This window comes from Sphingomonas sp. MA1305 (assembly GCF_016107325.1).
GTDB lineage: Bacteria > Pseudomonadota > Alphaproteobacteria > Sphingomonadales > Sphingomonadaceae > Sphingomonas.
Genome location: NZ_RCVT01000002.1, coordinates 26,842 through 50,986, shown reverse-complemented (window position 1 = coordinate 50,986; position 24,145 = coordinate 26,842). Strand labels below are relative to the sequence as shown.

General features: G+C 67.9%; 25 protein-coding genes. 10 read left to right on the top strand and 15 right to left on the bottom strand.

What is annotated here, in order from left to right; all coding sequences use genetic code 11:
- Positions 1 to 220: 220 nt before the first annotated feature.
- The 8 genes from D9601_RS08315 to D9601_RS08285 are packed head-to-tail and all read right to left on the bottom strand — an operon-like array spanning position 221 to position 6,072.
- On the bottom strand, positions 221 to 1,090 hold the full coding sequence (locus D9601_RS08315; protein ID WP_198353517.1) for a class I SAM-dependent methyltransferase: 870 nt from the start codon (positions 1,088 to 1,090) through the stop codon (positions 221 to 223).
- Positions 1,087 to 2,481 (bottom strand): threonine synthase, encoded by a 1,395-nt coding sequence (gene thrC, locus D9601_RS08310; protein ID WP_198353516.1) that lies wholly within the window; start codon positions 2,479 to 2,481, stop codon positions 1,087 to 1,089. Before thrC ends, D9601_RS08315 begins: the two co-directional genes overlap by 4 nt.
- Entirely contained in the window at positions 2,481 to 3,083 is a 603-nt protein-coding gene (locus D9601_RS08305; protein ID WP_198353515.1) for an SURF1 family cytochrome oxidase biogenesis protein, read from the bottom strand. Before D9601_RS08305 ends, thrC begins: the two co-directional genes overlap by 1 nt.
- Positions 3,080 to 3,490 (bottom strand): DUF983 domain-containing protein, encoded by a 411-nt coding sequence (locus D9601_RS08300; protein WP_198353514.1) that lies wholly within the window; start codon positions 3,488 to 3,490, stop codon positions 3,080 to 3,082. Before D9601_RS08300 ends, D9601_RS08305 begins: the two co-directional genes overlap by 4 nt.
- Before the next feature lie 22 nt (positions 3,491 to 3,512).
- Entirely contained in the window at positions 3,513 to 4,445 is a 933-nt protein-coding gene (locus tag D9601_RS08295; protein ID WP_198353513.1) for a cytochrome c oxidase subunit 3, read from the bottom strand.
- 36 nt (positions 4,446 to 4,481) lie between these two features.
- Complete coding sequence (locus tag D9601_RS08290) at positions 4,482 to 5,039, bottom strand: cytochrome c oxidase assembly protein (RefSeq protein ID WP_198353512.1); 558 nt, start codon at positions 5,037 to 5,039, stop codon at positions 4,482 to 4,484.
- On the bottom strand, positions 5,036 to 5,170 hold the full coding sequence (locus tag D9601_RS20025) for a hypothetical protein (protein ID WP_269769664.1): 135 nt from the start codon (positions 5,168 to 5,170) through the stop codon (positions 5,036 to 5,038). Before D9601_RS20025 ends, D9601_RS08290 begins: the two co-directional genes overlap by 4 nt.
- On the bottom strand, positions 5,167 to 6,072 hold the full coding sequence (locus D9601_RS08285) for a heme o synthase (RefSeq protein ID WP_198353511.1): 906 nt from the start codon (positions 6,070 to 6,072) through the stop codon (positions 5,167 to 5,169). The genes D9601_RS20025 and D9601_RS08285 overlap by 4 nt, the downstream gene beginning before the upstream one ends.
- A 146-nt stretch (positions 6,073 to 6,218) precedes the next feature.
- Here D9601_RS08285 and D9601_RS08280 point away from each other — a divergent pair, with 146 nt between their 5' ends.
- Positions 6,219 to 7,112 carry an iron-containing redox enzyme family protein gene (locus tag D9601_RS08280; RefSeq protein ID WP_198354415.1) on the top strand — a complete coding sequence of 298 codons (894 nt, stop codon included), beginning with the start codon at positions 6,219 to 6,221 and terminating at the stop codon, positions 7,110 to 7,112.
- A gap of 286 nt (positions 7,113 to 7,398) precedes the next feature.
- Here D9601_RS08280 and D9601_RS08275 read toward each other — a convergent pair whose 3' ends face one another.
- The gene (locus D9601_RS08275) at positions 7,399 to 8,793 is read right to left on the bottom strand and encodes a DUF1501 domain-containing protein (RefSeq protein WP_198353510.1); all 1,395 of its coding nucleotides are present in this window, start codon (positions 8,791 to 8,793) and stop codon (positions 7,399 to 7,401) included.
- Between the two features lies 1 nt (position 8,794).
- Positions 8,795 to 10,435: a DUF1800 domain-containing protein gene (locus D9601_RS08270; protein ID WP_332837944.1), complete on the bottom strand. Its 1,641-nt coding sequence runs from the start codon at positions 10,433 to 10,435 to the stop codon at positions 8,795 to 8,797.
- Between the two features lie 294 nt (positions 10,436 to 10,729).
- On the opposite strand from D9601_RS08270, the gene D9601_RS08265 reads away from it, so the two are divergent.
- On the top strand, positions 10,730 to 11,227 hold the full coding sequence (locus D9601_RS08265; RefSeq protein WP_198353508.1) for an isochorismatase family protein: 498 nt from the start codon (positions 10,730 to 10,732) through the stop codon (positions 11,225 to 11,227).
- Positions 11,228 to 11,285: 58 nt separating this feature from the next.
- On the opposite strand, the gene ctaD is transcribed toward D9601_RS08265, so the two are convergent.
- The gene (gene ctaD / locus D9601_RS08260) at positions 11,286 to 12,956 is read right to left on the bottom strand and encodes a cytochrome c oxidase subunit I (protein ID WP_198353507.1); all 1,671 of its coding nucleotides are present in this window, start codon (positions 12,954 to 12,956) and stop codon (positions 11,286 to 11,288) included.
- A 1-nt stretch (position 12,957) separates the two neighbouring features.
- Positions 12,958 to 14,136 carry a cytochrome c oxidase subunit II gene (gene coxB, locus D9601_RS08255; RefSeq protein WP_198354414.1) on the bottom strand — a complete coding sequence of 393 codons (1,179 nt, stop codon included), beginning with the start codon at positions 14,134 to 14,136 and terminating at the stop codon, positions 12,958 to 12,960.
- Between the two features lie 271 nt (positions 14,137 to 14,407).
- Between coxB and pyrE the strand changes: the two genes are divergently transcribed.
- From pyrE to D9601_RS08230, 5 genes are read left to right on the top strand one after another with little or no spacing between them, the layout of a single operon-like run.
- Positions 14,408 to 14,989: an orotate phosphoribosyltransferase gene (gene pyrE / locus D9601_RS08250; RefSeq protein ID WP_198353506.1), complete on the top strand. Its 582-nt coding sequence runs from the start codon at positions 14,408 to 14,410 to the stop codon at positions 14,987 to 14,989.
- A complete protein-coding gene (locus D9601_RS08245; RefSeq protein ID WP_198353505.1) occupies positions 14,986 to 15,714 on the top strand; it encodes a pyridoxine 5'-phosphate synthase in 729 nt (242 codons plus the stop codon). Before pyrE ends, D9601_RS08245 begins: the two co-directional genes overlap by 4 nt.
- A gap of 10 nt (positions 15,715 to 15,724) precedes the next feature.
- The gene (gene acpS / locus D9601_RS08240) at positions 15,725 to 16,135 is read left to right on the top strand and encodes a holo-ACP synthase (protein ID WP_198354413.1); all 411 of its coding nucleotides are present in this window, start codon (positions 15,725 to 15,727) and stop codon (positions 16,133 to 16,135) included.
- On the top strand, positions 16,132 to 17,100 hold the full coding sequence (lepB, locus tag D9601_RS08235; RefSeq protein WP_198353504.1) for a signal peptidase I: 969 nt from the start codon (positions 16,132 to 16,134) through the stop codon (positions 17,098 to 17,100). The genes acpS and lepB overlap by 4 nt, the downstream gene beginning before the upstream one ends.
- A gap of 10 nt (positions 17,101 to 17,110) precedes the next feature.
- Positions 17,111 to 18,205, top strand: a complete 1,095-nt coding sequence (locus tag D9601_RS08230) for an AI-2E family transporter (protein WP_198353503.1) — start codon at positions 17,111 to 17,113, stop codon at positions 18,203 to 18,205.
- On the opposite strand, the gene D9601_RS08225 is transcribed toward D9601_RS08230, so the two are convergent.
- Positions 18,175 to 19,224, bottom strand: a complete 1,050-nt coding sequence (locus tag D9601_RS08225; protein ID WP_198353502.1) for a glycosyltransferase — start codon at positions 19,222 to 19,224, stop codon at positions 18,175 to 18,177. The genes D9601_RS08230 and D9601_RS08225 overlap by 31 nt on opposite strands.
- A gap of 113 nt (positions 19,225 to 19,337) precedes the next feature.
- Between D9601_RS08225 and D9601_RS08220 the strand changes: the two genes are divergently transcribed.
- The 3 genes from D9601_RS08220 to D9601_RS08210 are packed head-to-tail and all read left to right on the top strand — an operon-like array spanning position 19,338 to position 22,016.
- Positions 19,338 to 20,282, top strand: a complete 945-nt coding sequence (locus D9601_RS08220; protein ID WP_198353501.1) for a hypothetical protein — start codon at positions 19,338 to 19,340, stop codon at positions 20,280 to 20,282.
- Complete coding sequence (locus tag D9601_RS08215; protein ID WP_198353500.1) at positions 20,279 to 20,818, top strand: DUF2141 domain-containing protein; 540 nt, start codon at positions 20,279 to 20,281, stop codon at positions 20,816 to 20,818. The genes D9601_RS08220 and D9601_RS08215 overlap by 4 nt, the downstream gene beginning before the upstream one ends.
- A 1-nt stretch (position 20,819) precedes the next feature.
- Complete coding sequence (locus D9601_RS08210; protein ID WP_198353499.1) at positions 20,820 to 22,016, top strand: glycosyltransferase; 1,197 nt, start codon at positions 20,820 to 20,822, stop codon at positions 22,014 to 22,016.
- Here the strand turns inward: D9601_RS08210 and D9601_RS08205 are convergent.
- Together D9601_RS08205 and D9601_RS08200 are read right to left on the bottom strand one after the other, a co-directional pair.
- Entirely contained in the window at positions 21,992 to 22,717 is a 726-nt protein-coding gene (locus tag D9601_RS08205; protein ID WP_198353498.1) for a DUF2334 domain-containing protein, read from the bottom strand. The two genes, D9601_RS08210 and D9601_RS08205, sit on opposite strands and share 25 nt — an antisense overlap.
- Complete coding sequence (locus D9601_RS08200) at positions 22,714 to 24,138, bottom strand: hypothetical protein (RefSeq protein ID WP_198353497.1); 1,425 nt, start codon at positions 24,136 to 24,138, stop codon at positions 22,714 to 22,716. Before D9601_RS08200 ends, D9601_RS08205 begins: the two co-directional genes overlap by 4 nt.
- Positions 24,139 to 24,145: the final 7 nt, after the last annotated feature.

Here is a 24,145-nt window from a genome sequence, read left to right as displayed (position 1 = left end):
CTACAAGCGCGGACCCGGCTAGGCTTGAGGCGCTGATTCTTATCGTCGATCCAGTCCGTGACGCCGCGTCCGTGTTGCGCGGCGTACATCGGTCGTCGGTGCGACCTTTGAGACTTTCCGAGTGTGGCGGCCAGCCGGGGCTGCGGTTCGACTGCGACCTTCCAGCCGCCAAGCCTCTGAAACCTCTACGGTGGGGATACCGCCGCAGTGCGACTTTCGGTCAGCGTGACCAGCGTGCCCAGATCGCGGTCGGCAGCACCAGCCCGCGCGCTTCCTCGCGCACGCCGAGCTCGCCCGCCTCGACCGTACCGGGCAGATCGGCGAAGACCTGCGCCAGCAGCTCGCGCAGCGCGAGCGCGCTCATCCGCACCGCATAGACGGTGAGGAACAGGAAGCGCGATTGCTCGTCGAGCAGCCGCCGGCAGTCGGCGATCAGTTTCGGCAGGTCCTCCTCCAGCCGCCACACCTCGCCCTCCGGCCCGCGGCCGTATTTGGGCGGGTCGAGCAGGATCCCGTCATAGCGCCGGCCGCGCCGCACCTCGCGCGCGACGAATTTTGCGGCATCGTCGATGATCCAGCGCACCGGCGCGTCGCTCAGCCCCGACAACGCCGCATTGCCGCGCGCGGCCTCGACCGATTTCTTGGAGGCGTCGACATGGACCATCTTCGCGCCGATGCTCGCCATCGCCAGCGTGCCGACGCCGGTATAGCCGAACAGGTTCATGCATTCGGGCGCGTCGAGCCCCTCGACCCTGCTACGCATCCAGCGCCACACCGGCGCCATGTCGGGGAAGAAGCCAAGGTGGCGGAACGGCGTCGTCTGCGCGGTGAAGCGCACCTCTTCCCATCTCAGCGGCCAGCCCTCGCGCGGCACCGGCTCGTTGAACAGCCAGCGGCCGCCGCCGTCCTCGTCGGAGCCGGGGACGAACTCGCCCTGCGCGCGCCAATTCTCGGTCGCCGGCGCCCACATCGCCTGCGGCTCCGGGCGGATGAAGCGGAAGCGGCCGTAGCGTTCGAGCTTCCGGCCATGGCCCGAATCGATCAGCCCGTAATCCGCCCAGGGTTCGCCGATCAGCGTGTCGAGCGTCATGCGCGCGGCCGGGCCCGTTCGGCGATGAAGCCGGTGACCGCCTCGAACGTGCCGGGCAAGGTGGCGAACCGCTCCTCGCGCGCGAACAGGTCGCCGAGCCGCGCCGGCAGCGACGGGCGGCTGCCGGTGGCGCGTTCGACCGCGTCGCGGAACTTGGCGGGGTGGGCGGTCGCCAGCGTCACCACGGGCACGTCGAGATCGGCGGCACGCGCCGCGGCGAGCGCGACCGCGGTATGCGGGTCGATCGTCTCGCCGGCATGCTCGCTCGCCCAGCGCATCGCCAGCGCCATGCCGTCGGCGTCGATCCGGGCCGGCGTGAACAGGTGGCGCGCGAAATCGGCCTGCGCATTGGTCAGCCGCATCGCGCCGCTCGTCTCGAACCCCCCCATCTGCGCCGCCAGCGCCGCGCCGTCGCGGCCGCCGGCGTCGAACAGCAGCCGCTCGAAATTGGACGAGACCTGGATGTCCATCGACGGCGTCGCGGTCGGCACCGTCGTGCCGCGGCTATAGTCGGCGGCCGACAGCGCGCGGTAGAGGATGTCGTTGACGTTGGTGGCGACGATCAGCCGCTCGACCGGCAGGCCCATCCGCGCCGCGACATAGCCGGCGAAGACGTCGCCGAAATTGCCCGTCGGCACCGAAAAGGCGATGCGTCGGTCGGGCGCGCCGAGCCGGACGGCGGCGTAGAAATAATAGACCACCTGCGCCATCAGCCGCGCCCAGTTGATCGAATTGACCGCGGACAGCTGGAATCGCCCGGCGAAGGCCGGGTCGTTGAACATCGCCTTGACCAGGGCCTGGGCAGTGTCGAAGTCGCCGTCGATCGCGATGTTGTGGACGTTGGGGGCGAGCACCGTCGTCATCTGGCGCCGCTGCACCTCCGACACCCGGCCGGCGGGGTGGAGCATGAAGATGTCGACGCCCTGCCGCCCGGCGACCGCGTCGATCGCGGCGGAGCCGGTGTCGCCGCTGGTCGCGCCGACGATGGTCAGATGCGCGTCGCTGCCGGTCAGGAAGCGTTCGAACAGCTGGCCGAGCAATTGCAGCGCGACGTCCTTGAACGCCAGCGTCGGGCCGTGGAACAGCTCGAGCAGCCATTGGTCGTGGTCGAGCTGGACGAGCGGCGTCACCGCGGCATGGGCGAAGCGGCCGTAGGCGGCGGTGCACAATTCGCGCAGTTCGTCCTCGGTCAGGCTGCCGGCGACGAAGGGCGCCATGACCGCCACCGCGGTGTCGACGTAGGACAGCCCCTGCAGCGCGGCGATCGCGTCGCGGTTGAAGGTCGGCCACGCCTCCGGCACGTAGAGGCCGCCGTCGCTGGCAAGGCCGGTGAGCGTGACCTCGCGGAAATTGAGCACGGGGGCGGACCCGCGGGTGGAATGGTAACGCATCAACGGCTCCGGCGTCGGCTGACCGCGATCCCGTAGATCACCGCGGCGATGGCTGCGAAGAAGAACCATTGCACCGCATAGGAGAGATGGTTGTTCGGCACGCTCGATAGGTCGGGTCGCGCATTGGGGGCAAGCCCCGGCGGCGGCGTATCGGCGACGAGCAGCATCGTTTGCGGCCGATGGTCGAACAGCGTCGCCAGTAAAGGGCGCGCATCGGGCGCATGGCTGATCGTGCCGCGGACCGCACCGCCCCGCCAGGTCGAGCGATAGCGCGGATCGCGCGTGGTGCCGAGCTGGACCTGGAAGCCGGGGCCCTCCACCCCGTCGCGGCAGGTGGCGATCACCCGATAGCCGGCGGCCCCGGCGCCGAACAGGCGCTGGCTGACCGGCTCCAGGCACATCGCGCTGCTGCGGCGGAACAGCAGCCGGTCGTCGGGCAGGCGCGGGAAGGCGACCGGCGGCTTGGCCGGGTTGGTCGCCAACTGGGCAAGATAGGCCTCCTTCTTCGGCAGTCGGTCGAGCAACTGCCACAGGCCTAGGCCGATCATCGCCGCCACCGCCAGCGCGACGACGATTGTGGGGATCAGGGGTAGGCGCTTCATGGGCGGGGGTCGATACGCCCTTCGCGCGCGGCGTTGCGGTATTCCGCCGCGAGCAGCGCCGCCTTGGCGATGCGCAGGCTGACGATCACGCCGGCGATGGTCAGCGGAATCCAGAGCAGCAGGTGCACCCAGATCGGGGGATGCAGCTTCACTTCGGTGACCACCGCCAGCGCGGTGACGATCGCGCCGAGGATCAGGGTCAGGAACGCCGCCGGCCCGTCGCCGACGTTGAACTGGGAAAGGTCCAGGCCGCAGGCGCGGCAGGCCGGGGCGAATTTGATCCAGCCGTCGAAGATGGCGGGCTGGCCGCAGCGCGGGCACAGGCCCTTGAGGCCGGCATCAAGGATCGCACGAGTCGCGCTCTCGGGCTCTGCGCCGGGCGCAGGCGCGGGTGACGGTTCGTCCATCAGGCCGTCACCCGTTCATCGGTCAGCCGCCGTGAACCGGCGCGCCCCAGCCGCCCCAGACGTAGATGGTGACGAACAGGAACAGCCAGACGACGTCGACGAAATGCCAGTACCAGGCGGCCGCCTCGAAGCCGAAATGCTGGCGCGGGGTGAAGTCGCCCTTGTAGGCGCGGATCAGGCAGACGATCAGGAAGATCGTGCCGATCAGTACGTGGAAGCCGTGGAAGCCCGTCGCCATGAAGAAGGACGCGCCATAGTTCAGTCCCTTGAAGGGGAAGGGCGCGTGCATGTATTCATAGGCCTGGATGCTGCTGAACAGGATGCCCAGCACCACGGTCAGCCACAGGCCCTTGAGCACGCCGTCACGATTGCCCACGCCAAGCAGGCCCCACAGGCCGGTCTTCGCGCCGCCGCGCTGGTTGTGGATCAGCGCATGGTGGGCCCAGGTGACGGTGGTGCCGCTGGTCAGCAGGATCAGCGTGTTGAGCAGCGGGAATTCGAAGGCGTTGATCACCTCCAGCCCCTTGGGCGGCCATTGCGCGGCAATCGCCGTCGCGCCTTCCGCCGCGCGCTCGACCTGGCCGTCGACGAAGCTCATCGCGGTCGGGAACAGGCTGAAGTCGAAGAAGGCCCAGAACCAGCCGACGAAGAACATGACTTCCGAGGCGATGAACAGGATCATGCCGTAGCGGAAGTGCAGCTGGACGACCGGGGTGTGATCGCCGTGATGCGCCTCGCGCACCACGTCCGCCCACCAGCTGTACATGGTGAACAGGACACCGGCGAGCCCGGCGAAGAAGATCCAGCCGCCGCCGTTCGCCTTGTCCGCCGCCAGATGGCCGCCATGCATCCACATGATCGCGCCGGAGGCCATCACCAGCGCCGACAGCGAGCCGAACAACGGCCAGATGCTCGGTGGCAGAATGTGATAGTCGTGGTTCTTGGCGCCGGCCATTGCGGTGTCCCTGTTATACCCTCTCGGGGTCCGACCCTAGCTTGGCGTCTTGCCGGAATCTACCGGATAAAATGTGTAGGACAGGGTGATCGTCTCGACGTCGGCGGCGTCCGGGTCCTTGAGGATCTTCGGGTCGACGAAGAAGATCACTGGCATGCGCGCCGTCTCGCCCGGCTGCAGCGTCTGTTGGGTGAAGCAGAAGCACTGGATCTTGGTGAAATATTTGCCGGCCTGGCCGGGCGTGACGTTGAATGTCGCGGTGCCGGTGATCGGATGGTCGCTGGTGTTGGTGGCGAGGAAGAACGCCATGTCGCGTGCACCGACGTCGACCGTGTCGGATGGATTCTCCGGCCGGAACCGCCACGGCATGTGCGGCGCGACGTTGGTGTCGAAATCGATGCGGATCTTGTGGTTCACCGCACCCGGCGCCTGCAGCCCGCGTTGGGTCGTACCGTTCAGCCCGGTCACCTGGCAGAACAGGCGGTACAGCGGCACGCTCGCCCAGGCGACGCCGGTCATCAGGCAGATGCCGAGCACCGCGAACAGCGCGGTGCGCAACTGGCGGCGGCTGTTCAGGTCCGCCGCGCCGCTCATGCCATACCCTGGCGGATCTTGGTGAGGGCAATTGCGAAGACGAGGATGACGAAGGCGCCGAGCAGCACCGCAGTGACGATCGCGCGCGACTTCTGGCGGCGGCGGATCAGATCCTGGTCGTCGGGAGTCATGCCAGCACCCAGCGGTCGACGACCAGCGCGCCGAAGATCACGAAGAGGTAGAGGATCGAATAGCTGAACAAGCGCTTCTCCGGCTTCATGCGGTCGTCGGGCTGCGTATGCCGTGTCGCGACCCGCAGCGCCAGCAAGGCGAACAGCGCGGTGGTCGCGGTGGCGAGGACGCCGTAGATCGCGCCGGTCAGCCCGAGCGGCCAGGGCGCCACCGCGGCGATCGCCATCGGAATGGTGTAGAGGCCGATCTGGCGCCGCGTTACCCGTTCGCCGGCGACCACCGGCAGCATCGGCACGCCGGCATTGGCGTAATCGGTCTTCACGAACAGCGCGAGCGCCCAGAAATGCGGCGGCGTCCACAGGAAGACGAGGCCGAACAGCAGCAGCGGCAGGATCGCGACGTCGCCCGTCGCCGCTGCCCAGCCGATCAGCGGCGGAAAGGCGCCGGCGGCCCCGCCGATCACGATGTTCTGCGGCGTACGCCGCTTCAGCCAGACGGTGTAGATCAGTACGTAAAACAGGATCGACACGGTCAGGATCGCGGCGGCGGCGACGTTGACCGCCAGCCCCATCAGAATCACCGAGAAGGCGCCAAGGCCGACGCCGAAATGCAGCGCCGACTGCCGCTCCATGCGGCCGGCGGGCAGCGGGCGCTGCTGCGTCCGGCGCATCGCGGCGTCGAGGTCGGCTTCATACCATTGGTTGAGCGCGCCGGCCGCGCCCGCGCCCAGCGCGATGCACAGGATGGCGGTGAAGCCGAGCACCGGATGGATGCCGACCGGCGCGGCGAGCATGCCGCACAGGCCGGTGAAGACGACCAGCGTCATCACCCGCGGCTTGGTCAGCGCCAGGAAATCACGCCAGTCGGCGGGGGGCAGGATGGGCGTCGCGGCCGTCGTCATGGCGGCGGCTATACGCGTCGTGAGGCCCCTGGGAAAGGGCGGGCGCGCCCGACCAACGATCGTGCTGATCCAGGTCAAGCCGCCCGAGTCGGGCGGGAACGATCGTGTTTTGAACGGGTTGGCCGGGCTCTTAAGGGAGGATCATGATGGCCACGCGTATCGCCGAGGCACCTGTTCGCGGCTCGCAATTCCTGACCGACAGCTTCCAGCGGGGGCTGGCGCATTGGAACCGCGAACGGCTGGAGCCTGGCTTTCCCGATGCTGATTGGCAGCGCACGCTCGACCGCGACGTGCGCATGCAGCGGCTCGAGGGCGGCTTCCTCGAGGAGTTGCGCGATGAGGTGGCGGACGAGGCCGCGGCGGCACCGACCGACGTCGACGGGTTCATTGCCTGGTTCGAGGCGCTGAAGCAGAGCGGCCCCGGTCAGCACGACCCGCTGTTTCCGTGGTTGGCGGAGCAAGCGAACCTCGATCAGCTCCGCTGGTTTTTCGAGCAGGAAGCGGCGGGCGAGGCGGGCTTCGACGATCTGGTCGCGATGACCCAGGTCAAGCTGCCGACCCTTCCCAAACTTGAACTCGCGCGCAACTATTGGGACGAGATGGGGCGCGGCCAGGCGGCGGGGATGCACGGGCCGATGCTCCATGCCTTGGCCGAGACGCTTCAGGTCTGCCCCGTGATCGAGAAGACGCTGTGGCAGAGCCTGTGCCTGGCCAATGCGATGACCGCGATGGCGACCAGCCGGCGCTACACCTGGCAATCGGTCGGTGCGCTCGGTGTGATTGAACTGACCGCGCCGGATCGGTCGGCGGCGACGGCGCGCGGGCTGAAGCGACTCGGCTTCACCAACAAGGAGCGCCGCTATTTCGACCTGCATGCGGTGCTCGACGTCAAACACTCCGAGGACTGGAACCGCGAGGCGATCCGCCCTGCCGTCGAGGAGGACCCCCGCCGCGCGACCGCCATGGCGGAGGGCGCGCTGATCCGGCTGAAGTGCGGCGAACGCTGCTTCGCGGCGTATCGCGCGGTGTTGATGGGGTAGTTTTCAGGGCCAACGGGGCGGGTTGAGCCCTCCATCCTTCAGGGGCGGAGTTGGGAAATCGATTCGCGCAAAGACGCGAAGAAGAATGGCTTTGTTCGCGCGGAGGCGCGGGGGACGCGGAGCGGTGACTCCTCGGCGAAGCCGCTCATTCTTCCAACAAGGAGATAAAGCCGCTGGCGCGGCAAGCGCGACACCTCTGCGTCCTCCGCGCCTCCGCGCGAAGCCATCTTCTTCGCGGCTTCGCGTCTTCGCGCGAACTGAAGGATCGCTCGCACAGTCTCCGGGATCAAACGAACCCCAAGTTCCAGCTCGACTGGTTGTAATTGCCCATGTTTGGCAGGACCGTCGCGAGGTCGCCATTGCCGACGCCGAACCAACTCGCCAGCGTCGCGGCATATTGGTCGACGGAGATCGTCGGTAGCAGCCGCCCCTGACCGACGTCGTTGGCGGTGCCGTTGCCGATCGCCGGTGGCGTGCCATAGAAACGCTGGCCGCGCACCGCGCCGCCCATGACGAAATGGTGGCTGCCCCAGCCATGGTCCGAGCCGTCGTCGTTCGATTGCAGGGTGCGGCCGAAGTCGGAGGCGGTGAAGCTCGTCACCTTGTCGGCGACGCCCAGCGCGACGGTTGTATCGTAGAAAGCGCGCATCGCATCCGCCACCTTGCCGATCAACCCGGGGTGTTGCGCGACGAGATTGTCGTGCAGGTCGAAGCCGCCGATCGACACGAAGAACACCTGCCGCTTTGCCCCCAGCTCGGACGACACGGAGATCATCCGCGCCACCATCTTGAGCTGGTCGGCGAGGGCATTGCCGCTGGGGAAGAGGGTGAAGCCAGAGGCCGGCGCATTGGCGAGCGCGCCCGACACCTGCGCATAGGTGTCGAGCGCGCGCTTCGACACGCGGGCATGTTCGCCGGCAAGGACATGGCCGTTGCTGCCGGTCATTAGGCTGCGCAACGTCGCGGCAGCGGTGGTCGAGCCGTAGAGCGTCGAGGCGTTGTTGAGCAGCGCGACCGGACCGCCGGTGCCGACCGCATATTGCACCGCCGACTTGCCGGTCAGATAGACCGCATTGCCGCTGGCGTTGATGCAGGTCAGCGCCGAGGCGCCGTTGCCGCTCTGGAACAGGTCACCGATGCGGCCGCCCCAGCCGGAGGTCGCGCCCTCTGGATTGGAGGCCTGGAAATAGCTCTGCTGGTCGTTGTGGCTGAACAGTTTCGGCGGCAGCTTGACGCTGCTCGCCTGATATTGCGCCTTGGTGGTCGGCTGCACCAACGTGCCGACGTTGAGCGCCACTGCCAGCTTGCCCTGATTGAACAGCGGCATCAGCGAACTCATCGTCGGCGCCAGCGCATATTGCCGCCCGCCGGCGAGCGCGGTCGCCGGACTGAGCACCGTATTGGCCAGCGAGTCGCGGGTCAGCGCGATGTTCGACCGGGCGGCCAGATATTTGGCGTAGCTGTCGGCGTCATAGGGCGGCAGCGTGTTGGCATAGTCGTTGCCGCCGTACAGGAAGATGCAGACCATCGCCTTGTAATCGGTGGCAGTCGTCGCCGCCGCCTCGCCGATCGCGGCAAGGCTGGTGACAAAGGGCATCGCCACCCCGGCAAGCCCGAGCGCGGCACCTCGCTTCAGAAAGGCGCGGCGAGACTGGTCGAGCGAGGCGCAATCGTGGTCCATCTCAGCGCACCATGATGAATTCGGGGGAGGCGAGGGTCAGCAGGATCGCGATGTTGACGCGGGTCTGCGGTCCATTGCTGGCGGTGGCGGCGACGCTGTCAACGGCCGTGCGGATCGCGGTCACCGTCGCACTGCTCAGCTGGCCGGCGGCGAGCACCAGATTGACCTCGTCGACCAGCGCGGCGCTGTCCGCCGCCTTGGTCAGGATCGCGCTATAATCGGCCTTCACATCGCCGGTCCCGTTCAGCACCAGCGCCTGCATGTAGTTGACGTAGGCGACGACGCTTTGTTCGTTGGTGATCTGGAACTCGGGCGCGACCAGGCCGGCGCTCGCGATGCCCGTCGCCGGTGGCGTGTAGGCGGGGCGGAAGAAGTTGAAGACGGTCTGGCTGCGCCCCATCGACTGCGCCAGCCGGGTGGACTGGTTGGACGTGTCGCCGATCGCCCAGGCGTTGGACGGCGAGGTCGCGCCAAATGCGCGGGCCCAGGCGGTCAGGCGCATCACCGGCTCGCGCAACTTGCCCGCGGTGGTGCTGGTCAGCGCAGCATCGCTGCGCGCCTCGCTGTCGAGCAGGATCGCCTTGATCACCGCCTTCATGTCGCCGCGCACGCCCGATCCATTGTCGGCAAAGGTCGCCGCGACGCGGCCGACATAGGCGGGCGAGGGATTGCTGGTGACCAGGCGCTGGATCAGCTGCTTCGACACGAACGGCGGCAGATTAGGGTGGTTGAAGATGGTGTCGAGCGCGACCTTGATCGCGGCCATGCCGCCGCCCGTCGTCGAGGTGCCGAGGAAGGTGGCGGTGCCGGTCTCGTTGATCGCGGCGTTCATCACCAGCGGCTGGCGGTAACGATCGGGCGTCGTCGAGACGCTGGAAGCAAGGCTGAGCCCGGTGAAGACGCGCGCCAGCCCGGCGACGTCGGCCTGGGTATAGGTTTCCATCGGTGCGCCGCTGGCACCCGTCTTGACGCTGCCGTCCATGTTGAGCTGGTAGAGGCCGAGCGTGAACAGCTGCATCAACTCGCGCGCGTAATTCTCGTCCGGCTGCGCGCCCGTCGTCGCGTTGGCCTTGCGGTTGTTGAGGAAGGTGAGGAACGACCCCATCGCCGCATTGGTGGTGATCGCGTCCATCAGCGCGCGGTAATTGCCGAACGCATTGTCGAGCAGCACGTCGACATAAGCGGCGGTGGCGAACTGCTTCCAGTTGAGGTTCACGCCGCCGATGCCGACGACCAGCATGTCGAGCAGCGCCATGCCGATGCGCTGGCGCAGCTGGTCGGGTTCCGCGATCAGCTGCCGCCACATGGTGACGTCAAAGCCGATCTCGGCATTGATGTTGGCGGCGACGTTGTAGCCGTTGGCGACCAGCCAGTCCCAGTGCGCGGTCGCCCGCGGCAGCGCGAACTGGTCGTCGATCCAGCCTTCGTAGCGGCGGCTGACGACCGCATCGATCATCGCGCGGGTCGCGCCCATCGTCGCCTGCGCTAGGAAGCGGCTGGCCTGCGCCGTGGTGATCGCCGCCGGCGCCACGGTCACCGGTGCGCTCGGTGCCGCCGCCGTGGTGCCGCTGCCGTCGCCGCCCCCGCAGGCGGCGAGCAGAAGCGCGGCGCCGATCGCACCACCGGTCTTTATCGCAGGCACGGCGCTCCCGATGGGCGTCTCGGCCTCCCCGGAAAGCGCCCCCGCGCCTCCACCGTCCGCATCCAGCATTGTTGTATTGATCCCCGCTCCGCACGCCGACACCCACCTGCCGGCGCCTCGAAGATACTCAACGACATACCCGTCGCGGATTTAACGAAGAAGATTAACGCGGAACGGTCCGGCGCGAAAAGGCCCGGTTTGGTCGTAGCCGCAACGAAATGAGTAACGGGTGCCTCCGCCTCTTGGCTTCGTCTCGTATACGATGGGATGGCAGCTGCACGGGAGTGGCGCGGCATGACGCGGGCCTTGATCGTGATCGACGTACAGGAAGAATATTTTCCCGGTGGGCTGATGCCGTTGTGGCAGCCCGAGGCGGTCGAGGCACGGATCGTCGCGGGTTTGGCGCGCGTGCGGCAAGCGGGAGATCGCGTGCTCCTGATCCGCCATGTCGCGATCGAGAGTGGCGGCCCGTTCGCGATCGGCGGCGCCGGGGTGGCGATCCGGTCTGCGATCCTGGCGGCGGCAGGCGATGCGGCCATCGTGCCGAAATCGGTGCCGGATGCCTTCCAGGATACCGACCTGGCGTCTCACCTCGATGGCGTCGACACGCTGTTGCTGTGCGGGATGATGACCCAGAATTGCGTCGTCTTCACCGCACTGTCGCATGCGGCGGCCGGCTATGACGTACGGGTCATCGGCGATTGGTGCACCGCGCCGACCGAACAGGTCCACCGGATCGCGCTGCGCGCCCTGGCGTCGAAGGTCGCGGTGATCGACAGCGACAGCCTGTAAGCAAAACGCCCCGGCGGAGAGGCCGGGGCGTTTCGCGTCTTCAGGTCGGTAGCGTGCCTCAGTCGATCTTCGGCAGCGTCTCGAACTGGTGGTAGGGCGGCGGCGAGGACAGGGTCCATTCCAGCGTCGTCGCACCTTCGCCCCAGGGATTGTCGGGTGCCTTCTTGCCGGCGATCAGCGACCAGATCACGTTGACGAAGAAGATCACCATGCCGGCGGCCATGATCTCATAGCCGTGGCTCGCCAACGCATTCCAGTGCGCATAGGCATCGGGATAGTCCGGGTAGCGCCGCGGCATGCCCTGCAGGCCGAGGAAATGCATCGGGAAGAACAGCAGGTTTACGCCGACGAAGAACACCCAGAAGTGCAGCTGGCCGAGCAGCTCGCTATACATCTTCCCGAACATCTTCGGGAACCAATAGTAGAAGCCGGCGAACAGGCCGAACACCGCGCCGAGGCTGAGCACGTAGTGGAAGTGCGCGACGACGTAATAGGTGTCCTGCATGTAATCGTCGATGCCGCCGTTGGCGAGCACGACGCCGGTGACGCCGCCGACCGTGAACATGAAGATGAAGCCGATCGCCCAGACCATCGGCGTCTTGAAGCTCAGCGAGCCGCCCCACATGGTGGCGATCCAGCTGAAGATCTTGATGCCGGTCGGCACTGCGATGACCATCGTCGCGGCGGTGAAGTACATCTTCACGTTCACGCTGAGGCCGGTGACGAACATGTGGTGCGCCCAGACGACGAAACCGACCACCCCGATCGCGACCATGGCATAGGCCATGCCGAGATAGCCGAAGACGGGCTTGCGGCTGAAGGTCGCGATGATCTGGCTGACGATGCCGAAGCCCGGCAGGATCATGATGTACACTTCGGGGTGACCGAAGAACCAGAACAGATGCTGGTAGAGGATCGGATCGCCGCCGCCGGCCGGGTCGAAGAAGGTCGTACCGAAATTGCGGTCGGTGAGCAGCATGGTGATCGCCGCGGCAAGCACCGGCAGCGCGAGCAGCAGCAGGAAGGCGGTGACCAGCACCGACCAGACGAACAGCGGCATCTTGTGCAGCGTCATGCCGGGCGCGCGCATGTTAAAGATGGTGGTGATGAAGTTGATCGCGCCGAGGATCGAGCTGGCGCCGGCAAGATGGAGCGACAGAATCGCCATGTCCACCGACGGCCCGGGCTCGCCATAGGTCGAGAGCGGGGCATAGACCGTCCAGCCGGTGCCGGCGCCGCCGAAGAAGGGCGAGGCGAGCAGCAGGGTGAAGGCCGGGATGAGCAGCCAGAAGCTGACGTTGTTCATCCGCGGGAAGGCCATGTCGGGCGCGCCGATCATGATCGGCACGAACCAGTTGCCGAAGCCGCCGATCATCGCCGGCATGACCATGAAGAACACCATGATCAGGCCGTGAGCGGTGATCAGCACGTTCCACAGGTGAAGTGCGTGATCCAGGCCGCCGTCACCGCCGGGCAGGAAATTGGCCCAGCCGACCAGATATTGGATGCCGGGCTGGGCGAGCTCGGCGCGCATCAGGCCGGAGATCGCGCCGCCGATGATCCCCGCGATGATCGCGAAGATCAGGTACAGCGTCCCGATGTCCTTATGATTGGTCGACATGAACCAGCGGGCGAAGAAGCCCGGCTTGTGGTCCGCGTCATGATGCGCGTGATCGTCGTGGGCGACGAACGCCGCGCCGTGCGGTGCGTGGAGGGCGGTATCGGTCATCTTACTGTCCCGCGTTGCCGGTGGCCGGATTGCCGGTCGCACCCTGCGAGGTGGTGGGGGCGGCGGTGGTGACGTTTTCGGTCGGGCCGGTCGCCGCGTCGGCGGCCTTGGCGTCCGCCTGCTTGGCCGCGGAGCCGTCGGCGCCGGGCTGCGGGATCACCTTGTCGGACGGCGCCTTGCCGCCCGGCATCGTGCCGCCCTTCGCCTTCACCCAGGCGGCGAACTGCGCCGGCGGCACCGCTTCCACCGCGATCGGCATGAAGGCGTGGCGCGCGCCGCACAATTCGGAGCACTGGCCGAAGTAGAGGCCCGGCTGCTTGATCGTGAAGCTGGTCTCGTTGAGCCGGCCCGGTACCGCGTCGAGCTTGATCCAGAAGGCGGGCACCGCCCAGCTGTGGATCACGTCCTGCGAGGTGGTGATCAGGCGGATCGGCACGCCGACCGGCAGCACGATGCGGTTGTCGGCGGCGAGCAGGCGCGGACCGTCGGCGTCGGTGCGGAAGCGGGCTCCCGGCGCGAGCGTCGGATCGCCCTTTTCCTTGAGCATGTTGGCGGTTATCTCGAAGCCGCCATTGTCCGGATATTGGTAGCTCCAATACCATTGGTTGCCGATCGCCTTCAGCGTCACGGCGCCGGCCGGCGCGGGCTTGAACTGCGCCTGCAGCAGGCCGATCGAGGGGATCGCGATCAGCGCTAGGATGATCACCGGGGCGGCGGTCCACACCACTTCGATGAAGGTGTTGTGGCTGGTCTTGGACGGGATCGGATTGGCGGCACGGCGGAAGCGGACCACCACGATCACCAGCAGCGCCAGCACGAACAGCGACACTACCGAGATCAGCGGGAACAGCACCTTGTCGTGCATCCAATGCGCGAACTGGCCGTTGGTCGTGACCTGCGGCTGCAGGCCGATGCGGCCGGCGACCGGATGGCCAACGTCGGCGGCGGCGGTCATCGCCGGGGCGCCGTCCATCGCCAGCACCGGCGAATTCGGTTGCGCCGGCGCCGCCGCCTTGGCGGTGGTCGGTGCGATGTTGGAGACACCGCCGGGAGCGGCCGCAGCTTGCGGCGCCTGGGCACCGGCCGCCTGCGGTGCTGGCGTCGCGGCATTCTGCGCGGTGGCAGGGGCGATCCCCATTCCGGCCAGCACCAGCCCGGCGGCCAGTGCGATGCCCCTCATCGTCTTGCCCATCAGTGTCGTCACCCCGTTCAGTGCCCTCGTCCTAGCGGCCGGGGCCGAAACCCGCGGAACCTGTGGCCGTCCGGCCGTTGCGGCACGCCTTTCGCGCCCCTTTTGCCATGGCCTATACGCGGCGACTAGACCCCCCATCAAGCCACGCGCGTGCAAAATAGCGCGGATCGCGCGGCTTGGCGCGCGGCCGGCGCGGTCCTATGGACCGGCGGGACGAGGCCCGACGACGAAACGGCGGGCGACGAGAAAGGACGATCCGATGACCGACGACGACGTGCTCGCCGAGTTCCGTGCCGCGAACGCCTTGCTCGAGGGACATTTCATCCTGTCGTCGGGACTGCGCTCGTCGCGCTATCTGCAATGCGCCCGTGTGTTGATGGACCCGCGCCGCGGTGCGCGGCTGGCGGAGGCGCTAGCAGCTCGGCTGCCGACGGACCTCAAGGCTCGGATCAGCGCGGTAGTGTCGCCGGCGATGGGCGGCGTCATCGCCGGTCACGAGATGGCGCGGGCGCTCGGCGTCGAGGCGATGTTCGTCGAGCGGCCGACCGGCACCTTCGAGCTCCGCCGCGGTTTTCGTCTGGAAGACGGGCAGGAGGTGCTGATGATGGAGGACGTCGTCACTACCGGGCTCAGCTCCCGCGAGGCGATCAAGGCAATCGAAGCGGCGGGCGGCCGGGTGATTGCGGGAGCGGCACTGGTCGACCGCTCGAATGGCGGTGCGGACATCGGCGTGCCCTTCTATCCGCTGATCCGCCTCGACGTGCCGACCTATGAAGCCGATGCGCTGCCGCCCGAACTGGCGGCACTCCCCGCGCTCAAGCCGGGAAGCCGCGCGGCGTGAGCGGCGATCTTCGCCTCGGCGTCAACATCGATCACGTCGCGACGGTACGCAACGCGCGCGGCAGCGGTTATCCCGACCCGGTGCGTGCGGCCTTGCTGGCGGCGAAAGCCGGGGCGGACGGGATCACCGCACATCTGCGCGAGGATCGTCGGCATATCACTGACAACGACATAGCGCGGCTGTCCGAAGCGCTGACCATCCCGCTCAACCTAGAGATGGCGGCGACCGAGGAGATGCTGCGCATCGCGTTGCGTCATCGCCCGCATGCGGCGTGCATCGTGCCCGAAAAGCGCGAGGAACGCACCACCGAGGGCGGGCTGGATGCGGCGGGCCAGTTCGATCACCTCGCTCCGATGGTCGCCGCGCTCGGCGAGGCGGGGGTGCGCGTTTCGCTCTTCATCGAACCCGAGGCGGCGCAAATCGACGCGGCGATCCGCCTCGGCGCCCCGGTCGTGGAACTGCACACCGGGCGTTATGCCGAACTGGACGGCGAGGCGCGGACGCTGGAACTGCGCCGCCTCTCCGACGCCGCCGCACTCGCCGCCAAGAATGGGATCGAGGTGCATGCGGGTCATGGCCTGACCTATGACAATGTCGGGCCGGTCGCGGCGATCCCACAGGTCCGCGAACTCAACATCGGTCATTTCTTGATCGGCGAGGCGCTGTTCGTCGGGCTGGACGAGGCCGTGCGGCGGATGCGTGCCGAAATGGATGCCGCGCGGTGAGCGACGGGCGATGATCGTCGGCCTCGGCTCTGACCTGTGCAACATCGAGCGGATTCAGGCGTCGCTGGACCGGTTCGGCGGGCGGTTCGAGAGCCGCGTGTTCACCGACCAGGAACTGGCGCGCGCCGCGCGGCGGCCGTTCACCAAGGCCGGAACGCTGGCCAAGCGCTTCGCCGCCAAGGAGGCCTTTTCCAAGGCGGTCGGCACCGGCTTCAAGCGCGGCGTGTTCATGAAGGACATCGGCGTCGTCAACGCGCCATCGGGCGCACCGACGCTGGCGCTGACCGGCGGAGCCAAGGAACGCCTTGACGCGATGATCCCCGAGGGCCACGTCGCGCGCATCCACTTGACCCTGACCGATGATCATCCCTGGGCCCAGGCCTTTGTCGTGATCGAGGCGATCCCGGACCCCAAGGCATGAAGGAAGCGGTGTTGGACGGCAGCGAGGCGCGTGATCAGGCCACGGGCGGCGGATCGCCGGCGCCGGCCGGACCCGAGGCGGACAAGAAGGCCGGCGGCACCGATTGGTGGGGCGAGATCAAGGGCATCTTCTGGCTGGTACTGATCGTACTGGGCTTCCACAGCTTCATCGCCAAGCCTTTCTACATCCCGTCCGAATCGATGCTGCCGGGCCTGCGCATCGGCGACCGGCTGGTGGTATCCAAATTCACCTATGGTTGGTCCTTCGTGTCGCCGACGATCCCCAACCCCGTCGCGATCTTCGAATCGGTGGTGCTGCGCAAGCCGGAGGAAAGCTGGAGCGTCGGCCTGCCGTTCATCCACGGCCGGCTGCTCGGTCGCCTGCCCAAGCGCGGCGACGTCGTCATCGTCACTCCGCCGGGCACGCGCAACGATTACATCAAGCGGGTCATCGGCCTGCCGGGCGACACGCTGGAGGTGCGCGGCGGTACGGTGATCCTGAACGGCAAGCCGGTGCAGCGCGGCCCGCTGCACTATGTCGATCTGCCCGTCGACACCAACAGCCCGTGCAGCGAGAGCGACTATTATGGCGCCAAGCGGCCAGCGCCCGGCGGCGGCTTCGTCTGCCACCTGCCGATCGTCACAGAGACGCTGCCCAACGGCCGCCGTTACGATACGGTCGATCTGGAGCCGGACAGCCCGGGCGACAATTACGGGCCGATCCGCATCCCGGCCGATCACGTCTTCCTGATGGGCGACAATCGTGACCGGTCGGCGGACAGCCGCTTTCCGCTCAGCCAGCTCGGCCTCGGCGGGCCGGTGCCCTATGAGAACCTTGGCGGTCGTGCGGAGTTCATCACCTTCAGCCTCGATGGCGACGCGACGCTCAACCCGCTCACCTGGTGGGGATCGCTGCGCTCGCATCGGGCGGGAATTTCGCTCCACCCGGCCGAGGGTGGTCAATAAGGGGGCCGGCATGGCGCAGACGAAGACGACGCTCGTAACGGATCCGAGCCCCAATGAGCTGCGCGATCCCTTCGTCCGCCAGGAATTGAAGCGCGCCTCCGTCTGGCTCGGCCTGATCGGCGCGATCGCATTGGTCGTGCTGCTGGTCCAGCCGCTGCTGATCATCCTTGCCGGCATCGTCTTTGCCGCGCTGCTCGATGGCGGGGTCAGGCTGCTCGGCAAGGTGCTGCCGATCGGCCGCGGCTGGCGGCTGCTGATCGTCGTGCTGCTCGTCGTCGCCTTCCTGCTTGGTACTTTCTACCTGACCGGCGTGCAGGTGTCGCAGCAGGTCATGCAGCTTCGCTCGACGCTGGAGGTGCAGGCGAACCGCGTCACCGGCTTCCTCAGCGCGCAGGGGCTGATGCCCGGTGCGTCCGACGTCAACGGCATCGTCAAACAGGCGCTCGGTTCGGTCGGGCGCGTGACGTCCTGGGTCGGCACCGCAATCGGTGCGATCACCAGCCTGTTCATGATGCTGGTGCTCGGCCTGTTCCTGGCGATGGAGCCCAATCTCTACGAGCGCGGGCTGCAGTGGCTGGTGCCGAGCGACGCGCGTCCCGAGTTCGCGCGCACCACGCAGCGGATGGGCGAGACGCTGCGCAAGCTGCTCGCCGGGCGTCTGCTCGGCATGGCGTTCGAGGGCGTGTTCACGGGACTGGTGCTGGCGATCGGCGGAGTGCCTATGGCGATGTTGCTCGGCATCATCGCAGGCATTCTCGCCTTCATCCCCAATTTGGGCGCGATCATCACCGGCGTGCTGATGGTTGCGGTCGGCTTCAGCGGCGGTACGCATACCGGCCTGTGGGCGATCGCCACCTATGTCGTGGTGCAGACGATCGACGGCTATGTCGTGGTGCCGATGGTCGCCAAGCGCACCGTCGATCTGCCGCCGGCATTGACGCTGGGGACGCAGATCATGGCGAGCGCGCTGTTCGGCATCCTCGGCCTGGCGCTGGCCGATCCGATGACGGCGATGGTCAAGACCGCGCTGAAATGCCGTGCCGAACGTGAGTCGGAGGCGATCGACGCCGACGCTCAGACCAGCGAGTCGAACAGCCTCAGGTAACGCGCAGCGGAATCGGTGCCGGGCTGCGGCACCGGATCGGGCCGGGGCGCGGCCAGCCAGTGGGTCAGTGCGGCCGCGAGCCCGCCGGCATCGTCACGCTGGACGATGCTACCGAAGCGATGGTCAGCGACAATCTCCGCCACCGCGGGGCTGCAGTCGGTGGTGACGACCGGCGTGCCGACCGACAGGGCCTCGCGCAGCACGCCGGGTACACCCTCGTAATCGGACGGTAGCGCCAGCAGCGCGGCACGCGCCATCGCCGGCAGGGGGTCGGCGGTATGGCCGAGCAACTGCACCCGCCGCTGCAGACCGAGCGCGGCCACCTGCCGTTCGAGCACAGGCCGCAGCTCGCCTTCACCCAGGATCGCCAGCGCGACATCGTCGGGCAGCGCGGGCAGGGCGGCGATCAGCCGGTCCCAGCGTTTCTGCGGAACCAGCCGGCCGACGCCGAGTACGAAGCGGCCGCGAGGCAGCGCGGGGAGCGGCGCACCCTCGACGGGCGGGGCGGGCGGATTGGGAATGACGCTGGTGCGCGACCGCATGCGCGTCATCCGTCCAGCCTCCGCCGCGGTGGCCGGCGTCATCGCCACCATATGGTCGAGGAACCAGCGGTGCTGGGTCAGCCAGATTCGATGTGCGAGGTCGAGGATCGGGCCATGGTCGCCCCGCGCCGCGGCGTTGGACATCTTGCCGACGATCGGCGGGCAGTCGCGACCAAGCCGCAACCGCGTCCAGGCGGCGATGCTGGTATAGAAATTGCCGGCGCAAAAGATGACGTCCGGTCGGCGGTCGCGCACGATGCCGGGCAGGCGGAACTGCGCCAGATAGTTCGGCGTGCCGAGCTCGATGAGGTCGAGCCCCGCCGGCATCTCCGCCGCGAGCGGTCCGGCCGTGTCGCCGATCACCAGGGTGACGCGTCGGCCCGCCGCCAGCCAGCCCCGCGCCAGGCGCAGCTGCGCCCGTTCGACGCCACCGCCCGACAAATCACAAGCATAGGTAAGGATGTGGCGGGCGGTCATTGGCGCGCGCTTCCTGCCACAGCCTGACCTGACGCGATAGTTACGCTGTTTTCATGTGCACGCCGGGTAGGTTATGGCTATGGGCCCCCATCACCACGTGCGGACCATCCGGGTTGCAGATCGATCAGCGTACACAGCGTTCCGACGCCGACATAGGCCCTCCCGGTTCGCCGATCGCGGGACTGGAACCCCTCTCTTCCATCAAGCGCCGGTGGCCGACGATCATCGGCGGCCTGTTCACGCTGGCGATGCTAGGCGGGCTTGCCCACGAGCTGCTTGGCTCGGGCCTGCACGGGCTGGAGCAATCGGTACCCCGCAACCCGTTGTTCTACGTGACGTTCATCGCGCTGTATTTCATTCCCCCACTGGCCGACTTTCTGATCTTCCGCCGCTTGTGGGGCATTCCTGCCGCCGGCCTGATCGCATTGATCAAGAAGCGAATCGCCAACGATGTGGTGCTCGGCTATTCGGGCGAGGCATATTTCTACGCTTGGGCGCGGGCACGGACGCATCTGGTCGCGGCGCCGTTCGGCGCGGTCAAGGATGTGTCGATCCTGTCTGCGATCGCCGGCAATGCGGTGACGCTGGCGGTGATCGCCATGGCCCTGCCGGTCGGACGCGAACTGATCCCGCCGGAGATGATCCGCTACGTCTACGGCTCGCTGGCGGTGATCTTCGGCACGTCGCTGCCCTTCCTGATCTTCTCGAAGCGGGTCTTCTCGCTGTCACGCCGCGACCTGTGGTTCGTCTTCGTGGTGCATTGCGGCCGGCTGATCTTCGGTGCGCTGTTCCTGGCGATCGCCTGGGCACTGGCGATGCCGACCGTGTCGGTGGGGACGTGGATCTTCCTGACCGCCGGGCGGATGCTGTTCTCACGATTGCCGCTTTTGCCCAACAAGGACCTGCTTTTCGCCAATTTTGCGATCCTGATGATCGGGCAGGATCAACAATTGTCGGAATTGATCGCGTTCACCGCCGCTGCCGTGCTGCTGGTGCATGCGATCCTGATCGTCGGTTTCGCGATCGAGTCGTTGGTGAGGAGGAAGCGTCAGGCATGAAGACGGCATGGATGGCCCCGCTCGCGATATTGGCCGCCGCAGCCGGCACGACCTTGGCCGTCGCGCCGGCCACGGCCGAAGTGATCGGCATGGATGCCGCCGCCTGCACCGGGCGCGAAGGTCCCGCGATCCTCGCGAACCTCACCGGCCTCAAGGATCGCAAGGGCCGGCTGAAGCTGGAATTGTATCCGGCGAACGAGGACGATTTCCTCAAGGACGACCGCGACCTGGTCGCCGAGGGCAAGACGTTCCGGCGCGTCTGGGTGCAGACGCCGTCGTCGGGATCGGTCGAGATCTGCATTCGCGTGCCGCGGCCGGGTCGCTACGCCCTGTTCGCGACGCACGATCGCGACGGCAAGAACAAGTTCAACTTCTTCCAGGATGGCGCCGGTTTCCCGGGTGGCGCACGGCTCGGCATGTCGCGGCCCAAGCTGCCCCAGGCGATCATCGACGTTGGCAATGGCGTCGCGACCACCAATATCCGCATGCAATATTTGCGCGGGCTCGGCGGTTTCGGGCCGATCAAAGGCAACTGAGATGCGGATCGTCGACGTCAACGAGATCTATTCGCCGACCGGCGGCGGGGTGCGGACGTATATCGACCGCAAGATCAGCGTGCTCGCCAGTATGGGGCACGAGCTGATCGTGCTCGCCCCCGGCAAGGAAGACCGGATCGAGCACCGCCCCGGCGGCGGTGCGATCCACTACATCAAGTCGCGCGGCATGCCGTTCGATTCCAACTACGGCCTGTTCTGGGATCCGGCGCCCATCCATGCCCGGCTCGATGCGCTGGACCCCGACGTGGTGGAGAATTGCTCGCCGTGGCGCTCGGCGTGGATCGTGCTCAATTGGAAGGGGCGGGCGATCCGCTCCTTCTTCATGCACAACGATAATCTCGAGGCCTATGCCAAGCGCTGGTTCAACCGGCTGGCGTCGGAGCAGCGTATCGAGCGGGCCTTTTCCTGGTACGACCGCTATCTGGAGCGCTTCCTGCGCCAATTCGACACGGTGGTCACCAACGGGCCGGCGCTCACCCGCCAGCTGACCGCGCGCGGCGTGCGTGTCGACATCACCGTGCCGCTCGGCATCGAGCGGACGCCCTTCTCCCCGGCCTTGCGCGATGAGCAGCTGCGCGCCGCCCTGCTCGCGCAATGCGACCTGCCGCCGGACGCGCATCTGCTGCTCGGCGTCGGGCGCCACCATCCCGAGAAGCGCTGGCCGATGGTCATCGACGCGGCGCAGCGCGCCGGTGCGCGCGTGCCGGTCGGCCTCGTCATCCTCGGCCAGGGCATGGACACCAAGACGCTGGAGCGTCACATCGGCGACAGCCCGCACATCCGCCTGTTCCACCCGGTCTACGACCGGGCGCGCCTCGCCAAGATCATGGCGAGCTGCGATGCCTATGTCCACGGCTGCGGTACGGAGACGTTCGGGCTGGTGCCGGCGGAGGCGCTGGCCTGTGGTGCGCCGCTGATCCTGCCGGACGGCGGCGGCGCGGCAGAACTGGCCAACCCGCTCTATACCGAGAGCTTCAAGGAGCGGGACGCGGTGTCCTGCGCCGATGCCATCCTGCGCATGTGCGCTCGCGATCCGGCGATCGTGCGTCGTGCGGCGGCGGTGGCGTCGGGCAAGGTGCGCACCGACGAGGAACATGCCGCCGAGCTCGTCGCCCATTACGAGGCGGTGATCGCCACCAAGGCGGGGCTGGATCAGGCGGCGAGAAGGTCCGCGTAACGCGCCGGCGTGTGCCGGCGGAAGGCGGCGAAGGTGCGCGTGATGCTGGTCAGCAGTTGCGGCACGCGGACGTCGCCGGGGTGCACCGCGATCCGCACCGTCGACAGCGGCTGGAGTAGCGGGCGCAGCACCGCGGCGGCGGCAAGCGACGACAGCTGGCGCGGGCGCGACCGGCTGGCCCAGGTGATCACCGGCCCCTTGGCGAGGGCGCGACCGTTCGCCGGCACCCAGACGCGGGCGTGATCTTCCGCCAGCGCGAAGCCGGCGTCGGCGAGCGCGGCCTTCGCTCCGTCGGAATAGAGCCAGGCCGGGGCGATGAAGCCCGCGGCGGGACGACCGGTGATATCCTCGACCAGCGCCTTGCCGCGGCGCATCCGGTCGAGCGCGTCGTCGCGGCTGAGGCCGAGGAATTCGCCCTCGCCAGCGGTCATGTGCTTACCCTTGAGGGCCGCGACCCTGCCCTGATGCGGCGTGTCGTCGCGGTGGAACCAGCCGTGGACGAACATTTCGACGCCCTCGTCCGCCCAGCCGCGCAGCCGCGCCGCGAACGCCGGCGTGATCGGCGCGCCGCCCCAATGGTCCGGCACCACCAGCATCGCCAGCCGCCGGCCGACATGGGGGGCGAGATGGTCGAGTAACCGGTCGACCTCGCTCTCGAAGCGGGGCGAGACGTCGTGGATCGAGGCGAGCAGGCGTTTCATCGCAGGCGCTTATAGACGCGGATCGTCTCATTGCCCATCGGCAGCGCGGCGGTGAGCCGATAGCCGTGGTTCAGCGCGCTGGTGACGAACGCATGGGCGGCGGGGCGCTCGCCGGAATAGGGCGGCCGCATCACCACCACGGCCGGCCGCCGGGCGAGGATGCGGCGGATCTCTTCATCCTGATCGACGCCCGTTGCGCCGGCCTCGCGCGCGCGGCCCAGATGGGCGGGGACGATGTAGCGCGACAGGGCACAGCGCCGCGTCGCGACATAGAGCATCGTGCTGCCCGAATAGACGTAGAGGCAGCCGGGGCCCTGCCCGACCGCCCGGGTCAGGGCGGCGAACTGGCGTGCTTCGCCGCGTTCGGCGCGAAGGGCGAGAACGACGATCTGCCCGGCCAAGGCGGCAAGCAGCAGCAGCGCGGGCGTCCGCCAGCGCTGCCAGGCCTCACGTCCCAGCACGCCGGCCGCGGCGGCGCAGGCGGGCAGCAGGATCGGCAGGCTGTAATGGTCGAACCACGGCCGGAACAGCAGCACGCTGACGCAGGCGACGCCCAGCCACCAGGCGAGGAACAGCCGGACGGGATCGCCTTCGCCGCGTTTCAGCGCCAGCACCGCGAGCGTCACCAGCGGCGAGATGATCAGGACGATCTGCCCCAGATTGCCGGCGAGTTCGCCGAGCGGATCGGGATTGCGGTGGAAGACCGACAGGAAATTGGCGAACAGGAAGGCATCCCACTGGCCGATCGCGGCATAGGCAGCGGCGGCGAGCGCGGTCGGCAGCAGCGCCAGCGCGACGAGGCCGAGCGCATAGCCGATCAGCGGCGCGATGCGGCGGGTCGCCTGCCATTCGCCGGCGAGCAGCCACAGGCCGAAGAACACGCCCTCCAGCAGCGCCGAATATTTGATCTGCAGCGCGATGCCGACCAGCGCGATCGCCGCCGCGCCGAGGAAGCGTCGGTGGCGGGACGTGGCGGAGCGCAGGATCAGCAGCGCGGCCGCGGCGACCAGCGGGTTGTAGAAGACGGGCGACTGGCCGCCCTGGCCACCGAGCAGGTCGAGCCAGAGGAGATAGGCGATGCCCGCCGCAGTGGCGCCGGTGGCGAAGCCGGCGCGGTCGGCGAGCCTCGCGACCTGCCATGCGCCCCACACGGCCGCGGCGAGCGCGAGCGCCTGATAGGCCCAGATGCCGGCGGGAAAGCCGAGCCTTGCCGGGACCGCGTAGAGCAGGAACAGGCCGAGCGGCTTCCGATCCCACACGTCGACGAAGGGCAGTTGCCCGTGCCACAGCGCGGTGCCGGTGAAATAATAGAATTCCTCGTCGACGTGGACGACCGGATTGCCAAACGTCAGCAATCGCGCCGCGATGGCGACGAGGATCAGGATCGCGAGCCGGGCGCGCGGGTTCGTCAGGGCCGCCATGGCCGGT